The sequence below is a fragment of the Rouxiella chamberiensis genome (assembly GCF_026967475.1).
Classification (GTDB): domain Bacteria; phylum Pseudomonadota; class Gammaproteobacteria; order Enterobacterales; family Enterobacteriaceae; genus Rouxiella; species Rouxiella chamberiensis.
This window is the reverse complement of the sequence record NZ_CP114058.1, coordinates 3,791,192-3,814,042: the sequence shown is the minus strand read 5'-3', so window position 1 is coordinate 3,814,042 and position 22,851 is coordinate 3,791,192. Positions and strand designations below refer to the sequence as shown.

Here is a 22,851-nt window from a genome sequence, read left to right as displayed (position 1 = left end):
CCATTACTCGGGGGATTATTAAAAATTGCCGGCAATGATTTTCTGCGCATCGACCATCGCCTGCTGCTTGCCGAGCAGACCGGTCATCATCGCGTTGTATTGGGTGACCTGCTGCTGGGTCGGAAACTGGACGCCACCGTTGGCGAAACCGACCTGAGTGCCCTGCTGGCCGAGGAAATCACCCACGCCGATAATATCCTGCGTAAAGCTTGCGAGCGCCGGAACCACCGGAATCAGCGCATTGGCAGGCTGCGTCACGTCCTGGGCGTAAACGCGGTTATATACGGCCTTGAGATCGTCGGGCTGCTTGAGCGCGGCCTGTGCCGTATCGGCGGTGGCCTTGGCCGTCTGAATCTGCTGCGAAAGGGTGGTCAGCGTACCGGCCGCCTGCTCGAGCGCGCCTTTCTGCTGCAGGTAATCCTGCGGAACGCGGATCTGCGCAATGGTATTCACGGCAGGTGCCAGGCTGTTGTCGACGGATTGTTTAAGCTGACGCGAGAAGGTCAGAATGATGGTGTAATCATTGGCGTAATTGCCGAATTTCTGTTTTTGATCTTCGCTCAGCGTCGGCAGATTCTGCCCGCTGCGCATTACGGTATTTTGCAGATAGTCGATGAAGGCTTTCCGTTGATCCGGCTCTTTGTCGCCACAGCCCGTCAGTTGGAAAACTACCAGTAATGCCACTACAGGCGCCAGCCAGCGCGCGAATGTCCTGCTCCTGATCCCTACAGCCATGTCCTGACTCCTGATTCAATATTCTTATTAGGTGCTATTACCCTGAGAGTAGCTTAGTAGAATAAAACATCCTGTGTGCTTAGGATACAGCAAAGAGAATGCGCCAAATTTCGCGGAACCCTTTCCTGCTGTCAAAAGATAAAAATCGTGATGTTCTTCACCTTCGGAGAAAAAAGGGTTTTCCGGCAGCGGGCAACCTTGCCCGCTGCGTGTTATCGCCGTAGGCGATCGATTTATTTTTTTGAAATTTCGCGGATCAAAAAGGGAAAAACCGATCGCGAAATCACGCTATTTTGACTAAAAAGCCGCCCAAAACTGTTCTATAAATCTGCAAGTGCTTGTTTAAAATCAGCAATGAGATCCTCGGTGTCTTCGATACCAATACTAATTCGCACCAGACCGTCCGTAATGCCGCTTTCGAGGCGAATTTTCTCCGCCACGGCGCTGTGGGTCGTGGTCGCAGGGTGACAGGCCAGCGAGTCGGTATCGCCCAGTGAAACGGCCTGCGTGACCAGCGTCAAATGGTCGAGGAAATGGCGCGCCGCATCTTTGCCGCCCTTGAGTTCCACCGCCATGATGCCGCCAAACAGCCTCATTTGCTCACGGGCTATCGCGTGACCGGCGTGCGTTTTCAGCCCCGGATAATAGACGTTGGCAATCGCCGGATGGTCGCTGAGGTAATCGGCAATCTTCTGTGCGCTATGCGAGCAGGCTTCAACCCGCAGCGGCAGGGTTTTAAGCCCGCGCGTCATCAGCGCCGCCTCGAACGGACTGAGGCAGCCGCCAAACTGCTTGAGGCACAGTGTACGGATAGGGTCGATCACTTCGCGCCTTCCGGCAACCACACCGCCGGTAGCATCGCCGTGTCCGCTGATATATTTGGTTGCCGAATGCAGCACGACATCGATACCCAGCGTTAAAGGCTGAGTGAGGTAAGGCGTCGCGAAGGTGTTGTCGACCACGCTGACGGCACCCGCTTCGCGTGACAACCGCGCGACCTCCTGTAAAGACACGATACCCATTACCGGATTGGCAGGCGTTTCGACAAACACCATTTTGGTATGGGCGGTAAAGGCGTCTTTTAGTGCATCGAGCGAGGCAACGAACACCGGTTTAATGCCGTAGCGTGGCAACAGATTGCGGATAACGCCTTCCGTGCCGCCGTACAACGCGCCAATGTGGATAACTTCGTCGCCGCTTTTCAGCAGCGCAAACAGCGTGGCACTCACCGCCGCCATGCCGCTCGCGCAGGCTACGGCCGTTTCGGCTGCTTCGAGCACCGCCATTCTTTCTTCAAACGCCGTGACGGTGGGATTGCCGAAACGGCTGTACATATAGCCCGGATCTTCGCCGCTAAAACGTCGCGCACCGCTGTCGAAATCGCCGTAGGAGAAGGAAGAGGTTGCAACGATAGGAGGAGAAATTGCGCCGCTTTGCGTGTCGGGCCGATGACCGCCGTGAACGGCGAGTGTCCGCATGCCGAGCGCGGAGTGATTACCTGGTTTTTTCATGGAAGTGTCCTGTTTATTCTTTTTATTTCATCTCCCTTAAGGGTAGCAGGCAAAAAAAACCGGCTCGGGCGCGAGGCCGGAACCGGTTTTATTATCCTGGAGAGATTACTGCAGGACGGAAATATCCGCGACTTGCAGGAACAGCTCGCGCAGCTTGCTCAGCAGCGTCAGACGGTTGATGCGCACCGCTTCGTCTTCCGCCATGACCATAACGCCATCGAAGAAGGCATCGACCGGCTCGCGCAGCGCGGCCAGTTCCACCAGCGCTTCCTGATACTGACCGGCGGCAAACAGCGGTTCCAGCTTGTCACGCAGCACCACCACATGGGTCGCCAGTTTCACTTCGGACGGCTCTTTCAGCACGGAGGCGTGAACCTGGTCGTACAGGGCTTCGGTCGACTTGGCCAGAATGTTCGACACGCGCTTGTTGGCCGCAGCCAGCGTAGCCGCCGCTTCCAGCGTACGGAAGTGACTGACTGCCTTGACGCGGGCATCGAAGTCGGCCGGTTTGGTCGGACGACGCGCCAGCACGGCCTGAATGGTGTCAACCGCGTGACCTTCTTCCTGATACCAGGCGCGGAAACGACCGAGCATGAAATCAACCACGTCATCGACGACGTTCGCGTTGGTCAGCTTGTCGCCGTACAAACGCACCGCTTCTTCGGTCAGGGTTTGCAGATCCAGCGGCAGGTTTTTCTCGACGATGATGCGCAGCACGCCCAGCGCCGCACGACGCAGTGCAAACGGGTCTTTATCGCCCTTCGGATGTTGTCCGATGCCGAAAATACCGGCCAGCGTATCCATTTTGTCGGCAATTGCCAGCGCACAGGCAACCTGAGACTCAGGCAGCTGGTCACCTGCAAAGCGCGGTTGATACTGTTCGTTCAACGCAACCGCAACTTCTTCGGCTTCGCCGTCATGACGCGCATAGTGCATGCCCATCACGCCCTGCGTGTCGGTGAATTCGAAGACCATGTTGGTCATCAGGTCACACTTGGACAGCAGCCCCGCGCGTTTGGCATTCTCGACGTCGGCACCGATTTTATCGGCAACCCAGCCAGACAGCGCCTGAATGCGGTCGGTCTTGTCACGCAGCGTTCCCAATTGCTTCTGGAACAGCACGGTTTCGAGGCGCGGCAGGTTATCTTCAAGACGTTTCTTGCGATCGGTATTGAAGAAGAATTCGGCATCGGCCAGACGCGGACGCACGACCTTCTCGTTACCGGAGATTATCTGCTGCGGATCTTTCGACTCGACGTTGGCGACGAAGATAAAGTGAGGCAGCAGCTTGCCCGCGGCGTCGTACACCGGGAAATACTTCTGGTCGCCCTTCATGGTGTACACCAGCGCTTCCGCCGGTACTGCCAGGAATTTTTCTTCGAACTTGGCAGTCAGCACGACCGGCCATTCGACCAGCGAGGTGACCTCTTCCAGCAGGCTTTCGCCAAGATCGGCGACACCGCCAATTTCGGCCGCCGCTTTCTCGGCATTCTGCCTGATAACGGCTTTACGCTGTTCGTAGTCGGCAATGACCTTGCCGCGCTCAAGCAGGATCTGCGGATACTGATCGGCGTTGTCCAGCGTCAGTTCCGGCTCGCCCATGAAACGGTGGCCGCGAACGGTACGCGCAGAATCGATGCCGAGGATCGTGCCCGGGATCAGTTCGTCGCCCAGCAAAAGGGTTACGGTATGCACCGGACGCACAAACTGCACGTCGGAATCGCCCCAGCGCATCAGTTTTGGAATCGGCAGCTTTTGCAGGGAAGTCGCAATCATGGTCGGCAGCAGCGCCTGCGCGCTTTCGCCTTTGACATGGGCGCGATACACCAGCCATTCGCCTTTATCGCTGGTCAGGCGCTCGGCCTGATCGACGGTAATGCCGCATCCGCGCGCCCAGCCTTCGGCCGCCTTGGTCGCCTTGCCTTCGGCGTCAAACGCCTGGGCAATGGCCGGACCGCGTTTTTCGACTTCGCGATCGGCCTGAGCCGCGCTGAGGCCGGCAATTTTCACCGCCAGACGACGCGGCGCGGCAAACCACTCCACCGCACCGTGCGCCAGATTGGCTGCATCCAGTTCGGCGGTCAGATTGGCGGCAAAAGATTCGGCAAGGCTACGCAGCGCCTTTGGTGGCAGCTCTTCCGTGCCGATTTCCACCAGAAATGTTTTTTCAGTCATCACTGTTTCTCACTTCTCGTTCTTTTTGCACATCGGGAAGCCCAGCGCCTCGCGGGAAGCGTAATAGGCCTCGGCTACCCCTTTGGTCAGGGTGCGGATGCGCAGAATATAGCGCTGACGTTCGGTCACGGAGATAGCTTTACGCGCGTCCAGCAGGTTAAAGCAGTGCGCCGCTTTCAAAATACGCTCGTAGGCAGGCAGTGCCAGCGGGTTGTCGAGTGCCAGCAGCTTTTGCGCTTCTTTCTCGTGCTGTTCAAAACTGTGGAACAGGAATTCGACGTCGGCGTATTCGAAGTTATAGGTGGATTGCTCCACTTCGTTCTGGTGGAACACGTCGCCGTAGGTCGTTTTACCCAGCGGACCGTCGCTCCACACCAGGTCATAAACGCTGTCGACGCCCTGGATGTACATCGCCAGACGCTCGAGACCGTAGGTAATTTCGCCGGTAACCGGCTTGCACTCAAGGCCGCCCACCTGCTGGAAATAGGTGAACTGGGTAACTTCCATGCCGTTTAGCCACACTTCCCAGCCGAGACCCCAGGCACCCAGCGTCGGGTTTTCCCAGTTATCTTCAACGAAGCGGATATCGTGAACGGTAGGATCCAGGCCCAGCTCTTTCAGCGAGCCGAGGTACAGCTCCTGAATGTTGTCCGGCGACGGTTTGATCATTACCTGGAACTGATAATAGTGCTGCAGGCGGTTGGGGTTTTCGCCGTAGCGACCGTCGGTCGGACGACGCGAAGGCTGCACGTAGGCGGCAGCAAACGGCTCCGGCCCCAGCGCGCGCAGGCTGGTCATCGGGTGGGAAGTTCCCGCGCCGACTTCCATATCCAATGGCTGAACGATTGTACAGCCCTGTTGTGCCCAGTAATCCTGAAGCGTCAGGATCAGGCCCTGAAAGGTCTTGGTATCAAACTTTTGCATGTTGGTTTCGCACGCGAGACAAGTGAGTGTATACCCAAAATAATTCGAGTTTCGGCAAGGCGGCAAGCTCGTGAATCCCAGAGAGACTGGATAACTCAGTGACCGGGGCAGTCAACGCCTCTGCAACTTGAAGTATGACGAGTATTAAAGAGTCAGACAGTATACCCGCTGAACGGAAGATAATCAGCTATCAGTTGGGATATCTGTCATTTGCAAAAGCCGCGTTTAGGGGCGGTTTTGCTACATGACGGCGCACGGCGTTGGCGCATCTGCCTGTCGGTGGCGCATTTTCCCGTCTTTGCCGCCTTCCCGACCCCGTTTTGCGGCGTTCTTCGCAGACTGGCATCAAGATTGCTAGCTTCCTGATAATATCCACGATCAGGAAGCTCGCCTATGTCTACCGCCCACATTCAGGAAAACTACCGCTACCGCATTTTTGCGATGGTCTTTTTTATCGCGTTGATTAACTACATCGATCGCGGTGCGCTCTCCTTTGCGGCCAACGACATCGCCGCAGAGTTCAATTTCAGCAAGGTTCAACTCGGGGCCGTGCTCGGCTACTTCGGCTTTGGCTACCTGGTTCGGCTCCCTTTGCGGCGGCGTGCTCGCCGATAGGATCGGGACTCGCAAAGTCTGGCTGATGGCAGGCGGACTGTGGTCGATACTGGAAATCGCCACCGCCTGGGCGGGTGACGTCGGCGTCGCGCTGTTTGGCGGTTCCGCCATCATGGGCTTTGCGGCGCTGCGCATTCTGTTCGGTTTCTCGGAAGGGCCGGCCTATGCGCTGATGAATAAAACCATCGCCCATTGGGCGCCGCGTAAGGAGCGGGGTTTCTCGTTGGGGATAGGACTGCTGAGCACGCAGGTCGGCGCGATGCTGACTGCGCCTCTCGCGGTCGGCCTGCTGCTGCTGACGCACGACTGGCGCACCATGTTTATCGTGCTGGGCGTTGTCTCCTTGCTGGCTATCGGCATCTTTGCCCGCGCCTTTACCGACACTCCGGCCATGCATCCCAAAGTGGGTCCGGCAGAACTCGCCAAAATTGGCGAAGACGCGCCGAAAGAGGAAACCGGCACCCCGCAGCCGTGGTGGCGCTTCTTTACCCATCGGACATTGGTGCTGAATGCTCTGGGGTATTTCTCCTTCCTTTATGTCACCTTCGTGCTGGTGACCTGGAGCCCGAAATATTTGCAGGACACCTTCCATTACGACCTGCATTCCCTGTGGTATGTCGCGATGATCCCGTGGACCGGCGCCTGCTTCACCGTGCTGCTCGGCGGTAAAATTGCCGACGGCCTGCTGCGTAAGACCGGTAATCTGCGTGTCGCGCGCAACGTGTTTGCTGCGGTCACGCTGCTGCTGACCGCCACCTGCTTTGTGCTGATTCCCTACGCGCATTCGGCGGCGCAAATCATCCTGCTGATGACGCTCGGCAATGCGCTGAATGCGCTGGTGAACAATGTTTACTGGTCGGTGGTTATCGATGTTTCTCCGAAAGCCTCGGTTGGCACCTACAGCGGCATGACGCTGGCGATTGCCAATATCGCCTCGATACTGGCCCCGACGCTGAGCGGTTATCTGGCGCAATATCAGGGTTATGGCGCGATGTTTACCGCCACGGCGGCCGTGTCATTTTGCTCGATGCTGTGCATGATGCTGCTTCAACCCGAAAAACGGATGCAAACGGCGGCGACGGCGCCTGCGGGTCAGGTGGCGCTTGCCGAGAAATAATCCTCGGCCCGGCAGGACGATGGCGGATTTATCGCCCTGCCGGAACAGCAAGGGAAGTTAGAGGTTGCCGATAACGCTGAGCGTGGTGGTGTCCGGCACCTCATTGTACGAAAGCACGTTCAGCCCCGCCGCAAACAGGCTGGCATAACGCGACAGCAAAGGGCGCAACTGCGGCGTCACCAGGAGAACGGGCGTTTTTCCAAGCGCTTTCATCTGCGTGTAAATCAGCGGCATATTGATTTGCAGTTGCGTCAGCAGGTGAGGATCGACAGCGAAACTGTCGAGCGCGATTTTAGCCGCCTGCTGCGACTGATTCAGCGCCGCCAGGAGGATATTTTCCAGCGCATCCGCAAGCGTATACACCGCAAGCGAGCTTTTCTCGCCGTTGATGGCATTCACAATCGCATGACGCAGCGCGTAACGAACGTCGGCGACCAGCAAGAACGGGTCCTTGGTCGTCGCCGAGGTGTCAAGCAAGGTAGAGGCAACGGTAACGATATCTTTCAGCGATACCTGCTCCAGCAGTAACTGTCGATACACGCGCAGCAGCTGACTAAAATTCAGACTGGCGTTGAGATCTTCGGCCAATTTCGGCGAAAGCTGGGACAATCGACGATTGAGATGGGTGATATCGTCGTAGTTGAACAATTCGGCCAGCTTTTGTCGCGCCACTTTGTTGACGTGCGTGGCGACCACGCTGGCGCAGTCCACAACCTGATACCCCAATCCCAGCGCTTTGCCCTTGTTGTCTTGCGTAATCCAGGTCACCGCCAGCCCGTATGACGGGTCGATATCGACAATGCCGTCGATTTCGCCATAAAGTTCGGGCGTCGGAATAGCCATGAGCCGGTCGGCATGCACTTCACCCACGGCAATTCTCACCGCATTGATATAGATGGAATACTGCGCCGGTTTCAGGCGGAAATTTTCGCGGATACGAATTTCGGGTAATAAAATGCCGCAGGTTTCCGAAATAACCTGCCGCACGCCTTTGATACGTTGCGTTAATGGGCTGCCCTGCTGCGAATCAAGCAGCGTGACCAGTTTATAGCCCAGATTGAGGCCAATCGGCTCGACGCAAGGAATGGAACTCCAGTCTACCGACGGCATATTCTCGGGCGTTATCGACCGGCTCAGCACGTCGATATCTTCGTCGGGCTGCGCATGGCGGATTTTATTTGTCTGCCGCCAGGCCGCAAAGGTCAATAACGCGGTAAAGCAGAGAAAGACCAGATGCGGCATGCCCGGCACAATCGCCAGCACGAACATCACGAAGGCAGCGGTATAAAGCACCGCCGGTTTCGCGAGGAGCTGGTGCTTTATTTCATCCGACATGTCTCCGCCGTCGCTGACGCGGGTGACAATAATTGCCGCCGCCGTCGCCAGCAATAGCGACGGTATTTGCGCCACCAGGCCGTCACCGATGGTTAATAGCACATACTGCTGAAAGGCCTGTCCGGCGCTGAGGTCGTATTTGAAGATGCCGATACAGATCCCGCCAATCACGTTGATTAACAGAATCATGATCCCCGCGACCGCATCGCCGCGAATGAATTTGGATGCCCCGTCCATGGCGCCATAAAAGTCTGCTTCGCTGCTGACCTCTTTGCGGCGCAGTCTTGCCTGCTCCTGATTGATCAACCCGGCATTCATATCGGCGTCGATGGCCATCTGCTTGCCGGGCAAGGCATCCAGCGTAAAGCGCGCCGACACTTCAGATATACGCTCAGCGCCTTTGGTCACCACCACAAAATTGATGATCATCAAAATCACGAAGACGACAAAACCCACGACGAAATTGCCGCCGATCACCACCTGACCAAAGGCTTCGATGACCCGTCCGGCCGCGCCGACACCTTCATGACCATGCAGCAACACCACGCGGGTCGAGGCCACATTCAACGTCAGCCGCATTAACGTGGTTATCAGCAAAATGGTCGGGAAAAGGGCGAAGTCGAGTGGACGCTTACTGTTGACGCTGACCAGCAATACCAGCACTGACAACACGATATTGAAGGTAAAAAGAATATCCAGCACCACCGGCGAGAGCGGCAGAATGACCATCGCCAGAATGCTCAACAGCAATATCGGCACGCCCACGTGGCTATTTTTCAGGATCCTGACCAGATTTTTCATATTATATTCTGCCATGCGGGTTAAGCGTCTCCGACGGAATGTCTATCGATTTGTTGAGGGCGGGTTTTTCTGCCTGACCCGAGCGCCAGGACTTTATTTGCAGCACATAGGACAAGACATGCGCCATTGCCCGATAAAGCTGGGTCGGGATCTGCTGATTGACGTTGGTGGTGTAGTAAATGGCGCGGGCGAGCGGCGGAAATTCGACGATTTCGACGTTGTTCCCCTGCGCGACTTCGCGAATATAACGCGCGATGTCATCCTGCCCCTTCGCCAGAATATAAGGAGCCAATGCGCGGTTCGGATCGTATTTCAGGGCAACCGCGTAATGGGTCGGGTTGGTGATAATGACATCGGCCTGCGGAACGGTCTTGGCTATCTGTCCCAGCGCGAACTGCCGCTGAAGTTGCCGGATTCTGGCCTTGATTTGCGGATTACCGTCATTGCTTTTGTGTTCCTCTTTAACCTCGTGCTTACTCATCTTCATTTTTTTGGTGAACATGAATTTGCTGAGCGGAATATCGATAAAGGCGAACAGCGCAATGCTCACCAGCATCTCGAGCATCACGCCCCGGTAAAGGGCAAAGCCGCGCACCACCGCCTGCGGCAATTCCATCGACTGCAACTGCATGAAATCGAATGTGGTTTTGACGGTAGCGGCATACAGAAGGCCGAGCAGGACAGCACATTTTCCCAGCATCTTGATGATGTCCATGACGTGACTTCCCGAAAAAGCCGCGCAAATCCGCTGACAGGATTAATTTTTTTGAGATCCGGCTTTAACTTTTCCAGCGAGAAGATCCAGCCGCCCGGGATAAGCGAAGCCAGAATGCCCACCGCCGGAATAGGCAGCAGGGTGGCGATAAATTTGAACAGAATGAGCAGGTTATGCTTCATGAATTCCCCTATCGCACCGTTGTCATTTTGCAGCCCGGCCATATTGCCGACCGCAATGAACGACTCCTGAACAAGGGATTTGTAGTACGGGAAAAACGCCGCGAGGGTAAAAAACGACGCAATCAGTCCGGCGGCCATCGTCACGTCTTTGGCGCGGGGAATATCGCCTTTCCTACGCGCCTTGTTAAGCTTACCGGCGGTCGGTTTTTCGCTTTTGTCTCCGTTAGTTGACGACATCACTCCCCCGCAGTGCATCCAGTTGAGTCAGCACGTCATTGGTCAGATTTAAATAATGCTCCGGCACGTGGGCGATAAGCAGCACCAGACACAGCAAGCCGAAAAGCATGGCGATGGGAAACCCCAGCGAGAAGAGATTCAGCGACGGCGAGATGCGGTTAAGCAGACCAAAGGTGCCCTGCACGGTGAGCATGATAAAAGTGGTAGGCAGCGCCATGAGGGTCGCAGCCGACATAATCCATCCGAGACTCAGCACAAGATTACGCAGGGACGACGTGTTAATCGCCTGACCCATCGGCCAGTAGGTAAAACCCTTATAAAGCAGGGTAACGAACAGCAGATGGCAGTCCATCGAGAAAAACAGCAATCCGCTGAACACGAAAATAATCTGCGAAATGACGGTCGTCGATTCGCCGTTGGCAGGATCATTCATGACCGCCATGCTGAGGCCCATGTTCATCGATAAAATATGCCCGCCGGTTTGCAGCGCCACAAACACCATCTGCAACATCATGCCGAATACCAGCCCCCACAGGATCTGCTCGCCCATCAGTATCAAGGTCTGCATGGACAGCAGCGCAGCGGGCTGCGGCAACCCGTGCAGCATCGGCGTTATCAACATCGCCAGCAGCAACGCGGTGCCGATTTTCATTTTGCGCGAAAAACCGCGATGGTCGAGAATCGGGCAGAAATGCAGAAACGACAGGATGCGCACAAACGGCAGCCAGAGCGCAAACAGCGGTGAAATCAGCGTATCGAGAGCAAGCGTCGGCATCGCCTACCCCACCAGCGTTGCGGCATGGGTAAAGATAGAGAGAGTGAAATCGGTCAGCTGCATGATGATCCATTTGCCGCTGACTATCAGCACGCCGAGCGTTACCACCAGTCTCGGCAGAAAGCTCAGCGTCTGCTCATTGATTTGCGTCACCGCCTGAAAAACGCTGACGCAAAGTCCGACCAGCAGACTCGGCACTATCACTACCGCCGAAATCACCAGCACCAACCGCATGCCTTCGGCCACTACATCGCCCGCCGCGCCGGGATCCATCATGATTAAAACCCCTGCACGCTGGAGGTGAGCGTGCCGACGATCAGCGTCCAGCCGTCGCAAAGCACGAACAGCATCAGCTTGAACGGCAGCGACACAATCAACGGCGACAGCATCATCATGCCCATCGCCATCAAAATGCTGGCGACTATCAGATCAATGACCAGAAAGGGGATATAAATCATAAAGCCAATCTGAAAGGCCGTTTTCAGCTCGCTGAGCACATAGGCAGGCGTGACGATGCCGAGATCCTGATCCTGCGCCTCGCCCGAAACGTTGGCGATGCGCATCATCTGGTCCATCGCCTTTTTGCTGGTCTGCGCCAGCATGTAGTGTTTGAGCGGAGAGGCGGCGTTGACCAGCCCCTGCTGCAAGGTGATGTCGTCATGCTGAAAAGGCACAATCGCCTGAGTGTAGATTTGCAGCCAGACCGGGCGCATCACCAGCAGCGTGAGCGCCAGCGCGATGCCGGTCAGAATCTTGTTCGGCGGACTCTGCTGCAATCCGAGCGCCTGACGAAGAATGGCCAGCACAATGATGAAGCGGGTGAAGCAGGTCGTCATCAGCAGCATGATGGGCAGCAGGCCCAGCAGGGTCATGAGGACCAGGATTTCGATTTTGACGTTGTAATCCTGCCCTGCGCCGTGCGCCGTGGTGCTAAATAACGTCAAGTCGCCCCCGAGCGCCCAAACCTGCGGGGTGGCAAGCAATCCGGCGCACAGCAAAAAGAGCGCCAGCGGTCTGCGCCACGGCACAAGCTTCATAGGATCAGCTCACCCAAGTCTTTGTTGTTGAATTCGATGAGTCGCAGTCCGTATTTGTCGTTAACCACCACCACTTCGGCCTTGCCGAGCTGGGATGCCGTTGATTTTGACATCCAGAGAATCGCCGGCCAGCTTGTCGAGTTCTATCACCGAATCGTTATCTACCGACATCAACTCGGCGAGGGTAATTTCGGCCGAGGCGACTTCCAGCGTCAGAGTGACGGGAATGCGGCTAAACAGCGACATCTTGCGCTTGGTGGCGCTCAACCTTTGCTGCTCGGCGAGCAAGACATCGTCAAGCCGTCGAGCAGGATCAGGGTCGGTATCGGCGGCGGAGATTTCATTGGCAATCAGCTCAAAATCCATCTCACCCAGGGGGTTTCTTCGCGCTCAGTCATGCTTGTTCTCGCTTGTTGTGTCTGTAAACTCTGAAAAGAAAAGTTTTCCGCGATCTTCTGCGACGACCGCGTTGAAGATTTGTTCTCTGCCGACAAAAACGGCCACGGTATCGGGAAGCGAAACAGGCAGAATGCTGCCCTCTTTCAACCCTAAAAGTTGCGCCAGCGTCAGGCTCAGGCTGCACAATTTGCCATGCAGCCTGACGGGCAGGGATTCAATCGAATGCGGCGTGGCGCACAACGAGGTCGTAAGCGAGCCGGTGGGCTGGCGCAAAACGCACAGCAGACGGTCGACATTGCCGGTATCCAGAAACAGATAGAACGCCCCCTTTCCGCCTGCCAATACAAAGGTCAGCCGGTAAGCCCATTCGCCAATCTGGGCGGCATGCTCGGTTTTACACGGGGTAGGTGCTCCGAAGGCTTCCTGATTTATCACCCACTCGGCAAGCTCAATCCCCAGGGTATTTTTCAACCGCTCTTCGGTTTTGGTCAGCGGCGTATTGCCGTTGCCAGACGCGGATGCGGGCAAGCCAGAACGGCCTTCCTCTTTGAGGAATCCGTAATAGTCATCAAGAATGCCCAGCAACAGTTCGCGGTCGAGATCGAACCCGATATTGCCTGCCGAATTGGAAAAAACCTCTACCTGTCTGGCGACATAATTTTCGTCGAACGTTATTGCTTCCAGAGAAATACTCATTCGGTATTTCTTTAAAAAGTAATAAACCAGGCTGCTGTCAATGCTGTCGAAACAGGCCAGCACGACCTTCGGTAATTTATGATAAGGCCGACCTAATTTCTCCACGTCGATAGGAATGACTCCCGCCGCATTATCTTTGGAGAAGATTTTAATATTTTTATTATTTCCTTTCATACGCTCACCGGAGGGACAGGAATGATTATATTAATCTGCCAATTTGAACCCCATCGAATTAATATTGCAACGACATTCTGGTTAAAAACAATAAGCCCGCGATAAATGGTTGTATCGATTGATGATTAATTTAATTAATTCAACATTATTTAATAATTGAGCCACATTGAAATGACGCTGTTATTTAATTCATTGAAATAAAGACAACAGTTTTACGAATTGTCAGGAAAAATACCTCCACCTCATGATTTTATATTTATCAACAAAATACTACCAGACAAGTCCTGTTCAAACTTAATTCGCAACTTCATATAATTCATGCCGATATCCTGCAAATAACGGTCAGGAATAATATGATGGAAAGCACAACGGGCGGAGCATCAATGCACCTCTATAATGACACGGATGATAAAGTGAGTTATATCGCGCGATCTCAATCGAGTCTGAATATCATGGCATTGGCGCGTCGAGTCGCTAATTTCAACGTTCCGACCCTGATTACAGGTGAAACCGGAACGGGTAAAGAGCATGTTGCGCGTTATATTCATCATTGCGCCCTTGGCGACGGCTTGCCCTATGTCGCCGTCAACTGCGCGGCCATTCCCGAAAGCATGATTGAAGCCATTCTCTTCGGCCACGTCAAAGGGGCATTTACCGGCGCGCTCGGCAGCGTCAAAGGCAAATTCGAGCAGGCCAACGGCGGCACACTGCTGCTGGATGAAATCGGTGACATGCCGATGAATATGCAGGCAAAACTGCTGCGTGTGCTGCAAGAGCACGAGGTGGAAAGGATTGGCAGTCACGAGCGGATACCGCTCGATATTCGCCTGATAGCCTCAACCAATAAACATCTTCCTACCGAAGTCGCCAACGGCCATTTTCGACAGGATCTTTTTTATCGTATTTCGGTCGTGCCTATTCATATTCCCCCGCTGCGCGAAAGGCCGGAAGATATTCTTCCGCTGACCCGGCTGTTCCTCAATAAATATCAGGCCACCTTGCTCAATAAGGCGAGACTTTCACCGCAGGGGCTGCAATTGCTTGAACACTATGACTGGCCGGGGAATGTGCGCGAGCTGGAAAACGTTATTCAGCGCGGCATTATTCTCTGTGACAATTATCTTATCACGCCAAAAGATCTTGGTTTATTGCCGCAGCAGGCCGAACCGCCTGCGCCAAAACATAGTCACGACTCTGCATTTTCGACGCCGCCCGAAGACAGTCTGAAAAATAATATCAAACAGCACGGCCGACTGGCGGAATATCATTACATCAACGAATTATTGCGCGAATGTCAGGGAAATAAATCCAAAACCGCCGAGTCGTTGGGCATTACCACCCGCGCCCTGCGTTATCGTCTGGCGTCCATGCGGCAAAAAGGCATCGGTATCGACTGTTATTCCTAATTCACTTTCGTCAATCAGGCGGGTTAAAAAAATGGACAAGCTCACGGCTGTGGGTATGCAAAATACCCAGCGGCAACTGTTGCAGGATATGCAAAGGATGGCCGCTCTCGGGGGCAATTCATTAGCGGTCGGCGCTCAACCGCGCATTATTGAAGACAACGCGGTTTCGCCGCCTCCGGCAATGACGTTTTCGGGAGTCTTGGCGGGCGCGATAAATAATGTCAACGATCTGCAAATAAGCGCCAGCGATAAACAAACGGCAGTCGATATGGGTATCAGTGACGATCTTTCCGGCACGATGCTCGAGAGTCAGAAAGCCAGCGTGGCTTTTTCGGCATTGGTTCAGGTCAGGAATAAATTGACGACCGGCCTGGATGAAGTCATGAACACCGCTCTTTAAGGCAAAATCGTGCTCGATAAAATAAAACACTCTTTACGGCAGATAACATTGCCGCGCGGTAAGAATCCGCTGTTTGTTGCCGCCGCCGCGTTGGTCATGACGGCCGCCATTGCGCTGTCATTGTGGGGCAACAGCGCGAATTATGTTGCGCTGTTCGGCTCGCAGGAAAATATTCCCGTCGCACAGGTCGTCGAGGTGCTGGGCGGAGAAGCCATCGCCTATCGGGTAAATCCCGACAGCGGCCAGATTCTGGTCAAAGACCGCTATCTCGCCAGGGCGCGTATGGCGCTGGCAGCCAAAGGCATTACGGCGCTGACGCCCTCGGGTTATGAGTTGATGGACAAGGAGCAGATGCTCGGCAGCAGCCAGTTTATGCAGAATGTCCGCTACAAGCGCAGTCTGGAAGGCGAACTGGCGCAAAGTATCATGGCGCTCGACGCGGTAGAACACGCGCGCGTTCATCTGGCGATGGTCGAACCCAGTGCCTTCGTTGTCAGTACCCGACCGGAGAGCAGTGCGTCCGTCATCGTTCACCTGCGCTACGGTCAGCGACTGAGCGACGCACAGGTCGGCGCGGTGATTCAACTGGTGGCAGGCAGCGTGCCCGGCATGAAAGGCGAGAATGTCCGCGTGGTCGATCAGCACGGCAACCTGCTGTCTGAATCCTATATCGCCGAGCATGACGGCGTGCCTTCTGCCAAAAATGGCCGCGAACTGGCCGAAAGGCTGAAAAACGACACCCGCAAAAATTTGGGCGACCTGCTGGTTTCCATTGTCGGCGCAAATAATTTCCGTCTCAGTATTACGCCTATATTCAATCTAAGCCGCGTCGAAGAAACCGAAGAGCGCCTGTCGGGTGCGCCGAAGGTCAGCGACGAAAATATCAATCAGGAAAATACCACCAACGAGCTGGCGCTCGGCATTCCCGGCTCGTTGAGCAATCGCCCCGCCAGTAAGGTCGATGCCGCCTCGCCTCAGGCGCTCTCCACCCGCAATCAGGCGCAGCGCAAATATGCCTACGATCGCGAGATTCGCCACGTCCGTTATCCGGGCTATGTGCTGGAGAAAATGAGCATCGCCATCGTGCTGAACCAGTCCGCGCCACAATTGGCGAAATGGACGGACGCGCAGCTTAACTCCCTGAACACGCTGATGACCAATGCCGCCGGTCTCGACAGCACCCGCGGCGACGTGCTCACCCTGAAGATGATGGCCTTTACGCCGCAGCCCGATATCGACATGACGCCCCTTCTCTGGTGGCAGGACACGGCAGCGCAGCGTTGGGCCGAAATCCTCATCGCGGGCCTGCTGGCGCTGCTGCTGATTATTTTCGTCGTGCGCCCGGCTGTGCGTCATTACCTGATAAAACAGGGGTCGACGCCGCAAACGGAAACCGGCAGCGAGACGCCGGATACGGGCGAACTGTCGGCCGCCGAAACGCTGGACAACCTCACCCGCCGCAACGTGTTTGAAAGTGAAGAAGCATTCCTGCCGCTAAGCTCCGGCATTGAAGAAAAAATTGCCTGTCTGCAGGCCCTGACCCTTTCGGAAACCGATCGCGTCGCTGAAGTCATCAAACAATGGATTAACTGTCATGAGCAATCTGACCCTCAGTAAAGCAACGGCTCAGAGCGAAGCGGTACCCGGCTCCGAGCATACCCGCATTGAACAGGCGGCCATCCTGCTGCTGAGTATCGGCGAAGAGGCCGCCGCCAATGTGATGAAGAAGTTCAGCCGTGAAGAGGTGATTCTTATCAGTGAAACCATGGCGCGGCTGCGCGGGATAAAAATCGTCGAGGCCAAACTCGCCATCAACAGTTTCTTTGAAGACTATCGCGATCAAAGCGGAATCAACGGCGCGTCGCGAACTTATCTGCACACCATTTTGCAAAATGCGCTGGGCGGCGAGATTGCCAAAAACGTGATTAACGGCATTTATGGCGATGAGATTCGCTTTCGCATGGCGCGCCTGCAATGGATAGACACCTTGCAGCTGGCCGCGCTGATTGAGCAGGAGCATTTGCAGCTACAGGCGGTTTTTCTGGCTTTTTTACCGCCCGACGTCGCCGCCGAGGTGCTGTCTTTTCTGGAGTCGAGTCGTCAGGACGAAGTGTTGTACCGCATTACCAAACTCAATGATGTGAATCGCGACGTGATAGCCGAACTGGACCGTCTTATAGAAACCGGATTGGCGATGCTTTCCGAACACGGCTCGAAAGTCGTTGGTTTGAAGCGCGCCGCCAACATTATGAACCGCATTCCGGGCAATCAGCAACAGATGCTGGACCACCTTGGCGAACGCGACGATAGCATGGTCAACGCCCTGAAAAACGAGATGTACGAATTCTTTATTCTCAGCCGTCAGAGCAGCGACACCCTTCAGCGCATTGTGGAAGAGATCACGTTGAACGACTGGGCGGTGGCGCTGAAAGGCACCGAACCCGTGCTGCGGGCGGCCATTTTTGGCGCGATGGCGAAACGGCAGGCGCAGTTGCTGAAATCGACCATCGATCGGCTGGGGCCGGTGCCGGTCAGCCGCATCGAGCAGGTGCGCAAGGACATTATGGCGCAGGTACGCGACATGGCCGAGCTGGGCGACATTCAGATCCAGCTCTTTGCAGAACGGACGCTGGAATAATGGCCCCTTTCAATAAACAGAAAACGCGACCCTATGCAGACTCGACGCCGCGATTGCATCGGTTTCCACCGCTGCGTAAAGCGCCTCAAAATGAGCAAGAAACGCTGCCCACGGGGCTGGAATATCAGCAACGATTAAACGACGGCTTTCAGCAGGGTGTCAGTCAGGGTTTTGCCAAAGGGCTGGAAGATGGCAGGCAGAGTGGCTTTGCGCAGGGACGTCACGACGGCTTCGCCGAAGGCATGGCCACAGGGCGCGTCGATGCTCAGAGGGTCGAAAAAGCCGCCTTCAATGAAGCCGCAGAGCCGCTGTCGCAATTAGTCGAGAAAATGAATCAGGCGCAGGAACGTTATGAAGAACGCCGTCGCGAAGAGCTGTTGCAGCTGGTTGAAAAGGTCACACGGCAGGTCATTCGCTGTGAACTGGCCTTGCAACCTACGCAGTTGCTGGCGCTGATCGACGAAGCGCTAACGGGCATGGACGTGCGCCCCACCATGTTAAAAATCAAGCTAAATCCAGAAGAATATCAGCGAATTACCGATATCGATGCCGAAAAATCCGCGCTGTGGGGCCTCACGCCCGAGCCTGCCATGCTCCCCGGAGAATGTCGCATCATTACCGATAATGCCGAGCTGGACGTCGGCTGTGAGCACCGTCTCGCGCAGTGCATCAGCGGCTTGCGCACCAGTCTGCTGCCCGAGAAAGCCGATGAGTGACAGCGATTATCTCGATAATGCCCTGAAATCGCTGGATAACATCAATCTGGCGCGCGTTGCGGGCAGATTGACCCGTGTTAACGGCATGCTGCTCGAATTTGTGGGCTGCCGTCTGGCCATTGGTCAGCGGTGTCAGGTAGAGACGCGTCAGGGTCAGCTTATCGACGCACAGGTCGTCGGTTTTCAGCTCGACGTCACCTTTTTGATGTTATTCAAGCCGACCACCGATCTGATGGCGGGCGCACGCGTTCTGCCCGCCGAAAAGGACCCGTCGCTTCAGGTCGGCGACGGCTGGCTGGGCCGTGTGGTCAACGGTCTGGGCGAACCGATTGATGGCAGGGGAAAACTGTACGGCGACACGCCGCTGCTGCAACCCTTGCTGCCGATCCATCCGCTGACCCGCCGCGCGATCGATACGCCGCTGGACACGGGTATTCAGTCAATCAATGGCTTGCTGACAATGGGCAAAGGCCAGCGTATAGGATTGATGGCCGGTAGCGGCGTGGGTAAAAGTGTACTGCTCGGGATGATCACCCGCTGTACGGCGGCGGATGTCGTCGTCGTCGGGCTTATCGGCGAGCGCGGGCGCGAGATTCGGGAATTTATCGAAAACGCGCTTCAGGCCGAGGGAATGGCGAAATCGGTGGTCGTTGCGGCTCCCGCCAACGAATCTCCGCTGATGCGCATTAACGCCACCGAAATCTGTCACGCCATTGCCACCTATTATCGCGACAAAGGTCAGGACGTGCTGCTGCTGGTCGATTCTCTGACTCGCTACGCGATGGCGCAGCGCGAAATTGCGCTTTCGCTCGGCGAACCGCCCGCGACTAAACGATACCCGCCTACCGCGTTTGCGGCGATCCCGATGCTGGTCGAAAGTGCAGGAAATAGCAGCAGTTCGGGGACGATGACCGCCATTTACACCGTTTTGGCCGAAGGGGATGACCAGCAGGACCCCATTGTCGACTGCGCGCGCGCCGTGCTGGACGGCCACATCGTGTTATCGCGCAAACTGGCCGAAGCGGGCCAGTATCCCGCCATCGATATCAGCCAGTCGATTAGTCGCTGCATGAATCAGGTGACTTCGCCCGAACATCAACAGGCCGCGCGGCGGGTTAAACAGTTGTACGCCGACTATCTGAGCATTCAACCGCTGATCCCGCTTGGCGGCTATGTCGCGGGCGCTTCGGCCTCGTTCGACTGCGCGGTTAACCTGCATCCGGCCATTCAACGGCTCTTGCAGCAGGAAATCGTTCATCACGTCTCTCTGCCCGAGGCCATGTCGGCCGTGATGGCTATCAATGCCGAGGCCTGCCGCGCCGCGCCGGAGCTTTCATGACCCAGGCAATCGAGAGTTTGGCGCTGTTCCAGCAGTTGCGTTTACGCCAGGTCGACAGCCTCACCGGCGAGCTAGGCCAGCAGAAAAGCCTCTGTCAGCGGTATCAGCGCACTCTGGCGGCGCTAGCCGGTCTTTATGAAAGTACGCGCCAGCCCGAGGGCGGTTTAGCCATACAGCTGAATAACCAGTGCGGCTACAAGCACCATATTCAGCGGCTCATCGACTGGCAGAAACAGGAGCAGATTCTGGCCGACAAGCAGCAACAGCGGCTGCAACGGCTACTGCTGGCCGAGGCGCGACGGGAAAAAGCGGTGGAGTGCGTGCTGAACGAGCAATACCTCGCGCAGTCGAGAGAAACGCAGCGCCGCGAGCAAAAGGTGACGGATGCCCAATCCGTTCAATGCTGGGTGCGGCTTCAGGCACTAAAAAAATAGACTTCAGAGGGAACTGCGATGAATTCAAAGAAAAAACAGGTTGTTACTTCCAAAAGTGCACGCAAGCATCTGCTGACTGCGCTTATCAGCAGGAGCCGGTCGCAGGCGCTTGCGCCGATAAGTGCCGACGAATACCCCTTTGTCAGCGTGATCGTGCCAAGCTATAACCGCCGTCATTTTTTGCCTTATTTATTATACATCTATCAATATCAGGATTATCCGGCAGACCGGCGCGAACTGGTCATTCTCGACGATTCCCCGCAAAGCAGTCAGGACCTTGTCGATCAGCTTCTGGGTGAGCACAGCGGCGAAAACGTGCGCTATATCTTTAGCCCCGAGCGGCTGTATCTGGGGCAAAAACGCAACATGCTGAACAAGCTGGCAAAAGGCGAATACCTGCTGTGCATGGATGACGACGACTATTATCCGCCCGATAAAATCTCCTACACCCTGCGCGAAATGCAGAAAACACGGGCGCTGTTCTCCGCTTCCGGGCAAATCTACATCTGGTACAGCCATCTGGATAAAATCTATAAAACCAGTTCGCTGGGGCCGTATTACGCGCTAAACGGCACCTTTGCCTATCATCGCGACTTTCTGAAAAACCATCTTTACGATGACAAGGCGATGATTGCCGAGGAGCATGTTTTTCTCAAAGGCTTTACCGAGCAAGTGCTGCAAATCGCGGCGGAAAAAAGCATTCTCTGTATTTCGCACAGCAACAATACCTATGACAAAGATTTTGTGATGGAGAGCTGCACGCCCGCAGACTTTACGCTTAAAGATTTTATTGCCGACAAAACCCTGCGGGCACATTACCGCCGCATGAGCCACGCGCCGGTTTCGCAAAAAGTGAACTGGCAGGCTTTCGAAAAAATCGCCGTGGTCGTGGAAAACAGGGATCAGGAACAGTGGCAGCAACTGCAGGCCCGCTGGCAGGAGATGGGGATGGACAGCGCCCGTTTGCTGCCTTTTTCGCTCGACAGACATCCGCATCCCGCCATCGCCGAAAGCCAGACTCATCTCGAGATTCTGACGCAGGCGCAGCAGGCGGGCTGGAAAAACGTGCTGATACTGCACGCCAATCTGCACTTTCTTCATCAGGAGAAAGCCATTGCGAAGGTCAACACGCTGATTGAGGCGCTTGAACACGTCGAATGGCAGGTGATGATGCTGGGCGTCGATCACCACAGGATTGCGCCTTCCGTGGTGCTGCCGGGCATTGTCAAAATGAATCATGGCGAAATCCCGTGCGCCTATGCCGTCAATCAGCCCTATTTCTCGACGTTAATCGAAAATTATCAGCAGGGTTTGACGCTGCTGCTGGCGCAGCCAGAAAAGATAATCTATCGACTCGACCAGTTCTGGACGTCCCTGATGCAGCGAGATACCTGGCTTGCGATGTACCCAAGCTTTGCCTATCTGCCGACCCTGCGATATCCAAAAGAGCCTGAGCCCGTGGATTCAGCCCACCGTTTCTTCCGCAAAATTGCCGACGACAAGCCATTGGCCAAAAAGCAAAAGGTCCGAAAATGAGTCTCTATACTCCAGAATGTGTCCTGAAATTCCGTCAATACGTCGATCGATGCGCCTGCGCTTACTGCCTTGCCTCTGGCGCGGAAAACGTGGCGGTAACGCGGACTTGGGCAAACGAACAGCGCGAAAGCCTGCGGCTTGGCTGCGAACGTGCCTGCCGCGAGGTGTTACTCAATCCCGAGGCCTTTGTGCTGCACGTCGACGAATCCACCGCCCGGGCCGCCTCTACATTGACCCCGTTTGAACAGACGTTGAATCAGCTGTCCATCAATCTGGCGATTGACCCTTATCTGTCTTTCGATGAAAGTCTCTACGGCCTCGGCGTGCTTATCAGCAAGGCGTCAACGTGCGACCCTACCGTGTCCGACGCCGTATTGGCGCTGAACACGTTGAGTCATGAGCTTGGCGAGCTGGCACAGCGTGGCTTGCTTCAGCAGCAATGTGCCTTGATGCCGCCGCTGCCCGACAGGCAAACTCGCGCCTTTGCCACGCTGGGCAAACAATCCTTTCCGCTCGCCTTGCCGCTTATCGACAAAATGGCTTTTATGCTGGCCTTGACCGAGTTGGCGCTGTTTAGCCCGGCGCAGCGGGCCGAACGGCACCATGCCCTGAAAACGCTCTGGCGCGAGCGCTGTGTGCCTTTCTTTGCCTCGCAGGACCACATCTGGCGCAACTATCTGCTTTATCGCCTCTACGATCGGCCTTTCTGTCTAGCTTCCGAACACAGTCTCGGCCAGCAATTTTTACAGCTGATGCAAGATATTCATGGGCTGAAATTACTGTCTGCGCTTTTGATTTCGCTCGATTTACCGCTCGACCATGAAAATCTGATCAAGGTGTTCAGCGCCTATGCAATGACAGCGGAGAAAACGCCGCACTCTGAAGGTGGCGGCGAAGAGGCAGGCGAGGAAGCCAACAAGGTGCCGTTTGCCCTTGCCCTGATTTCCCTCTAAC

Annotated in this window: 18 protein-coding genes and 3 pseudogenes; 10 read left to right on the top strand and 11 right to left on the bottom strand. The window is 55.5% G+C overall.

Going from position 1 to position 22,851, the window contains the following annotated elements; all coding sequences use genetic code 11:
- Window positions 1-18: 18 nt before the first annotated feature.
- The 4 genes from O1V66_RS17725 to glyQ form a co-directional block, all read right to left on the bottom strand.
- Entirely contained in the window at window positions 19-735 is a 717-nt protein-coding gene (locus O1V66_RS17725) for a DUF3053 domain-containing protein (RefSeq protein ID WP_045048815.1), read from the bottom strand.
- Window positions 736-1,055: 320 nt separating this feature from the next.
- Window positions 1,056-2,246 carry a trans-sulfuration enzyme family protein gene (locus tag O1V66_RS17720; RefSeq protein WP_045048816.1) on the bottom strand — a complete coding sequence of 397 codons (1,191 nt, stop codon included), beginning with the start codon at window positions 2,244-2,246 and terminating at the stop codon, window positions 1,056-1,058.
- Between the two features lie 105 nt (window positions 2,247-2,351).
- A complete protein-coding gene (glyS, locus tag O1V66_RS17715) occupies window positions 2,352-4,421 on the bottom strand; it encodes a glycine--tRNA ligase subunit beta (protein WP_045048817.1) in 2,070 nt (689 codons plus the stop codon).
- Window positions 4,422-4,430: 9 nt separating this feature from the next.
- Entirely contained in the window at window positions 4,431-5,345 is a 915-nt protein-coding gene (gene glyQ, locus O1V66_RS17710) for a glycine--tRNA ligase subunit alpha (RefSeq protein ID WP_045048818.1), read from the bottom strand.
- 393 nt (window positions 5,346-5,738) lie between these two features.
- Here glyQ and O1V66_RS17705 point away from each other — a divergent pair.
- Window positions 5,739-7,077, top strand: a pseudogene (locus tag O1V66_RS17705) (MFS transporter).
- 57 nt (window positions 7,078-7,134) lie between these two features.
- On the opposite strand, the gene O1V66_RS17700 reads toward O1V66_RS17705, so the two are convergent.
- From O1V66_RS17700 to O1V66_RS17670, 7 genes and pseudogenes are all read right to left on the bottom strand, one after another.
- A complete protein-coding gene (locus O1V66_RS17700; RefSeq protein WP_414058402.1) occupies window positions 7,135-9,213 on the bottom strand; it encodes a flagellar biosynthesis protein FlhA in 2,079 nt (692 codons plus the stop codon).
- Window position 9,214: 1 nt separating this feature from the next.
- Window positions 9,215-10,347 (bottom strand): annotated as a pseudogene (flhB, locus tag O1V66_RS17695) (flagellar type III secretion system protein FlhB).
- Window positions 10,334-11,122: a flagellar biosynthetic protein FliR gene (locus tag O1V66_RS17690; RefSeq protein ID WP_045048822.1), complete on the bottom strand. Its 789-nt coding sequence runs from the start codon at window positions 11,120-11,122 to the stop codon at window positions 10,334-10,336. Before O1V66_RS17690 ends, flhB begins: the two are co-directional and overlap by 14 nt.
- Window positions 11,123-11,125: 3 nt before the next feature.
- The gene (gene fliQ, locus O1V66_RS17685; RefSeq protein ID WP_045048823.1) at window positions 11,126-11,398 is read right to left on the bottom strand and encodes a flagellar biosynthesis protein FliQ; all 273 of its coding nucleotides are present in this window, start codon (window positions 11,396-11,398) and stop codon (window positions 11,126-11,128) included.
- 2 nt (window positions 11,399-11,400) lie between these two features.
- Window positions 11,401-12,159 carry a flagellar type III secretion system pore protein FliP gene (gene fliP / locus O1V66_RS17680; RefSeq protein ID WP_045048824.1) on the bottom strand — a complete coding sequence of 253 codons (759 nt, stop codon included), beginning with the start codon at window positions 12,157-12,159 and terminating at the stop codon, window positions 11,401-11,403.
- Window positions 12,156-12,525: pseudogene (gene fliN, locus O1V66_RS17675) on the bottom strand (flagellar motor switch protein FliN). The gene fliP and the pseudogene fliN overlap by 4 nt, the downstream one beginning before the upstream one ends.
- 24 nt (window positions 12,526-12,549) lie before the next feature.
- Window positions 12,550-13,428 (bottom strand): FliM/FliN family flagellar motor switch protein, encoded by an 879-nt coding sequence (locus O1V66_RS17670; RefSeq protein WP_045048826.1) that lies wholly within the window; start codon window positions 13,426-13,428, stop codon window positions 12,550-12,552.
- A gap of 383 nt (window positions 13,429-13,811) precedes the next feature.
- On the opposite strand from O1V66_RS17670, the gene O1V66_RS17665 reads away from it, so the two are divergent.
- Genes O1V66_RS17665 through O1V66_RS17625 form a run of 9 tightly spaced genes read left to right on the top strand, consistent with a single transcriptional unit; the run spans window position 13,812 to window position 22,850 of the window.
- Window positions 13,812-14,834, top strand: a complete 1,023-nt coding sequence (locus tag O1V66_RS17665; protein WP_045048933.1) for a sigma-54 interaction domain-containing protein — start codon at window positions 13,812-13,814, stop codon at window positions 14,832-14,834.
- A gap of 31 nt (window positions 14,835-14,865) precedes the next feature.
- Window positions 14,866-15,234: a flagellar hook-basal body complex protein FliE gene (locus tag O1V66_RS17660; RefSeq protein ID WP_045048827.1), complete on the top strand. Its 369-nt coding sequence runs from the start codon at window positions 14,866-14,868 to the stop codon at window positions 15,232-15,234.
- Between the two features lie 9 nt (window positions 15,235-15,243).
- Complete coding sequence (fliF, locus tag O1V66_RS17655) at window positions 15,244-16,851, top strand: flagellar basal-body MS-ring/collar protein FliF (RefSeq protein WP_269127933.1); 1,608 nt, start codon at window positions 15,244-15,246, stop codon at window positions 16,849-16,851.
- The gene (locus O1V66_RS17650; protein ID WP_045048829.1) at window positions 16,829-17,872 is read left to right on the top strand and encodes a FliG C-terminal domain-containing protein; all 1,044 of its coding nucleotides are present in this window, start codon (window positions 16,829-16,831) and stop codon (window positions 17,870-17,872) included. The genes fliF and O1V66_RS17650 overlap by 23 nt, the downstream gene beginning before the upstream one ends.
- A complete protein-coding gene (gene fliH / locus O1V66_RS17645) occupies window positions 17,872-18,588 on the top strand; it encodes a flagellar assembly protein FliH (RefSeq protein WP_045048830.1) in 717 nt (238 codons plus the stop codon). Before O1V66_RS17650 ends, fliH begins: the two co-directional genes overlap by 1 nt.
- On the top strand, window positions 18,581-19,927 hold the full coding sequence (fliI, locus tag O1V66_RS17640; RefSeq protein WP_045048831.1) for a flagellar protein export ATPase FliI: 1,347 nt from the start codon (window positions 18,581-18,583) through the stop codon (window positions 19,925-19,927). Before fliH ends, fliI begins: the two co-directional genes overlap by 8 nt.
- Window positions 19,924-20,361, top strand: a complete 438-nt coding sequence (fliJ, locus tag O1V66_RS17635; protein WP_045048832.1) for a flagellar export protein FliJ — start codon at window positions 19,924-19,926, stop codon at window positions 20,359-20,361. Before fliI ends, fliJ begins: the two co-directional genes overlap by 4 nt.
- A gap of 18 nt (window positions 20,362-20,379) precedes the next feature.
- On the top strand, window positions 20,380-21,897 hold the full coding sequence (locus tag O1V66_RS17630; RefSeq protein WP_082051041.1) for a glycosyltransferase family 2 protein: 1,518 nt from the start codon (window positions 20,380-20,382) through the stop codon (window positions 21,895-21,897).
- The gene (locus tag O1V66_RS17625; RefSeq protein WP_045048833.1) at window positions 21,894-22,850 is read left to right on the top strand and encodes a hypothetical protein; all 957 of its coding nucleotides are present in this window, start codon (window positions 21,894-21,896) and stop codon (window positions 22,848-22,850) included. The genes O1V66_RS17630 and O1V66_RS17625 overlap by 4 nt, the downstream gene beginning before the upstream one ends.
- Window position 22,851 lies beyond the last annotated feature (1 nt).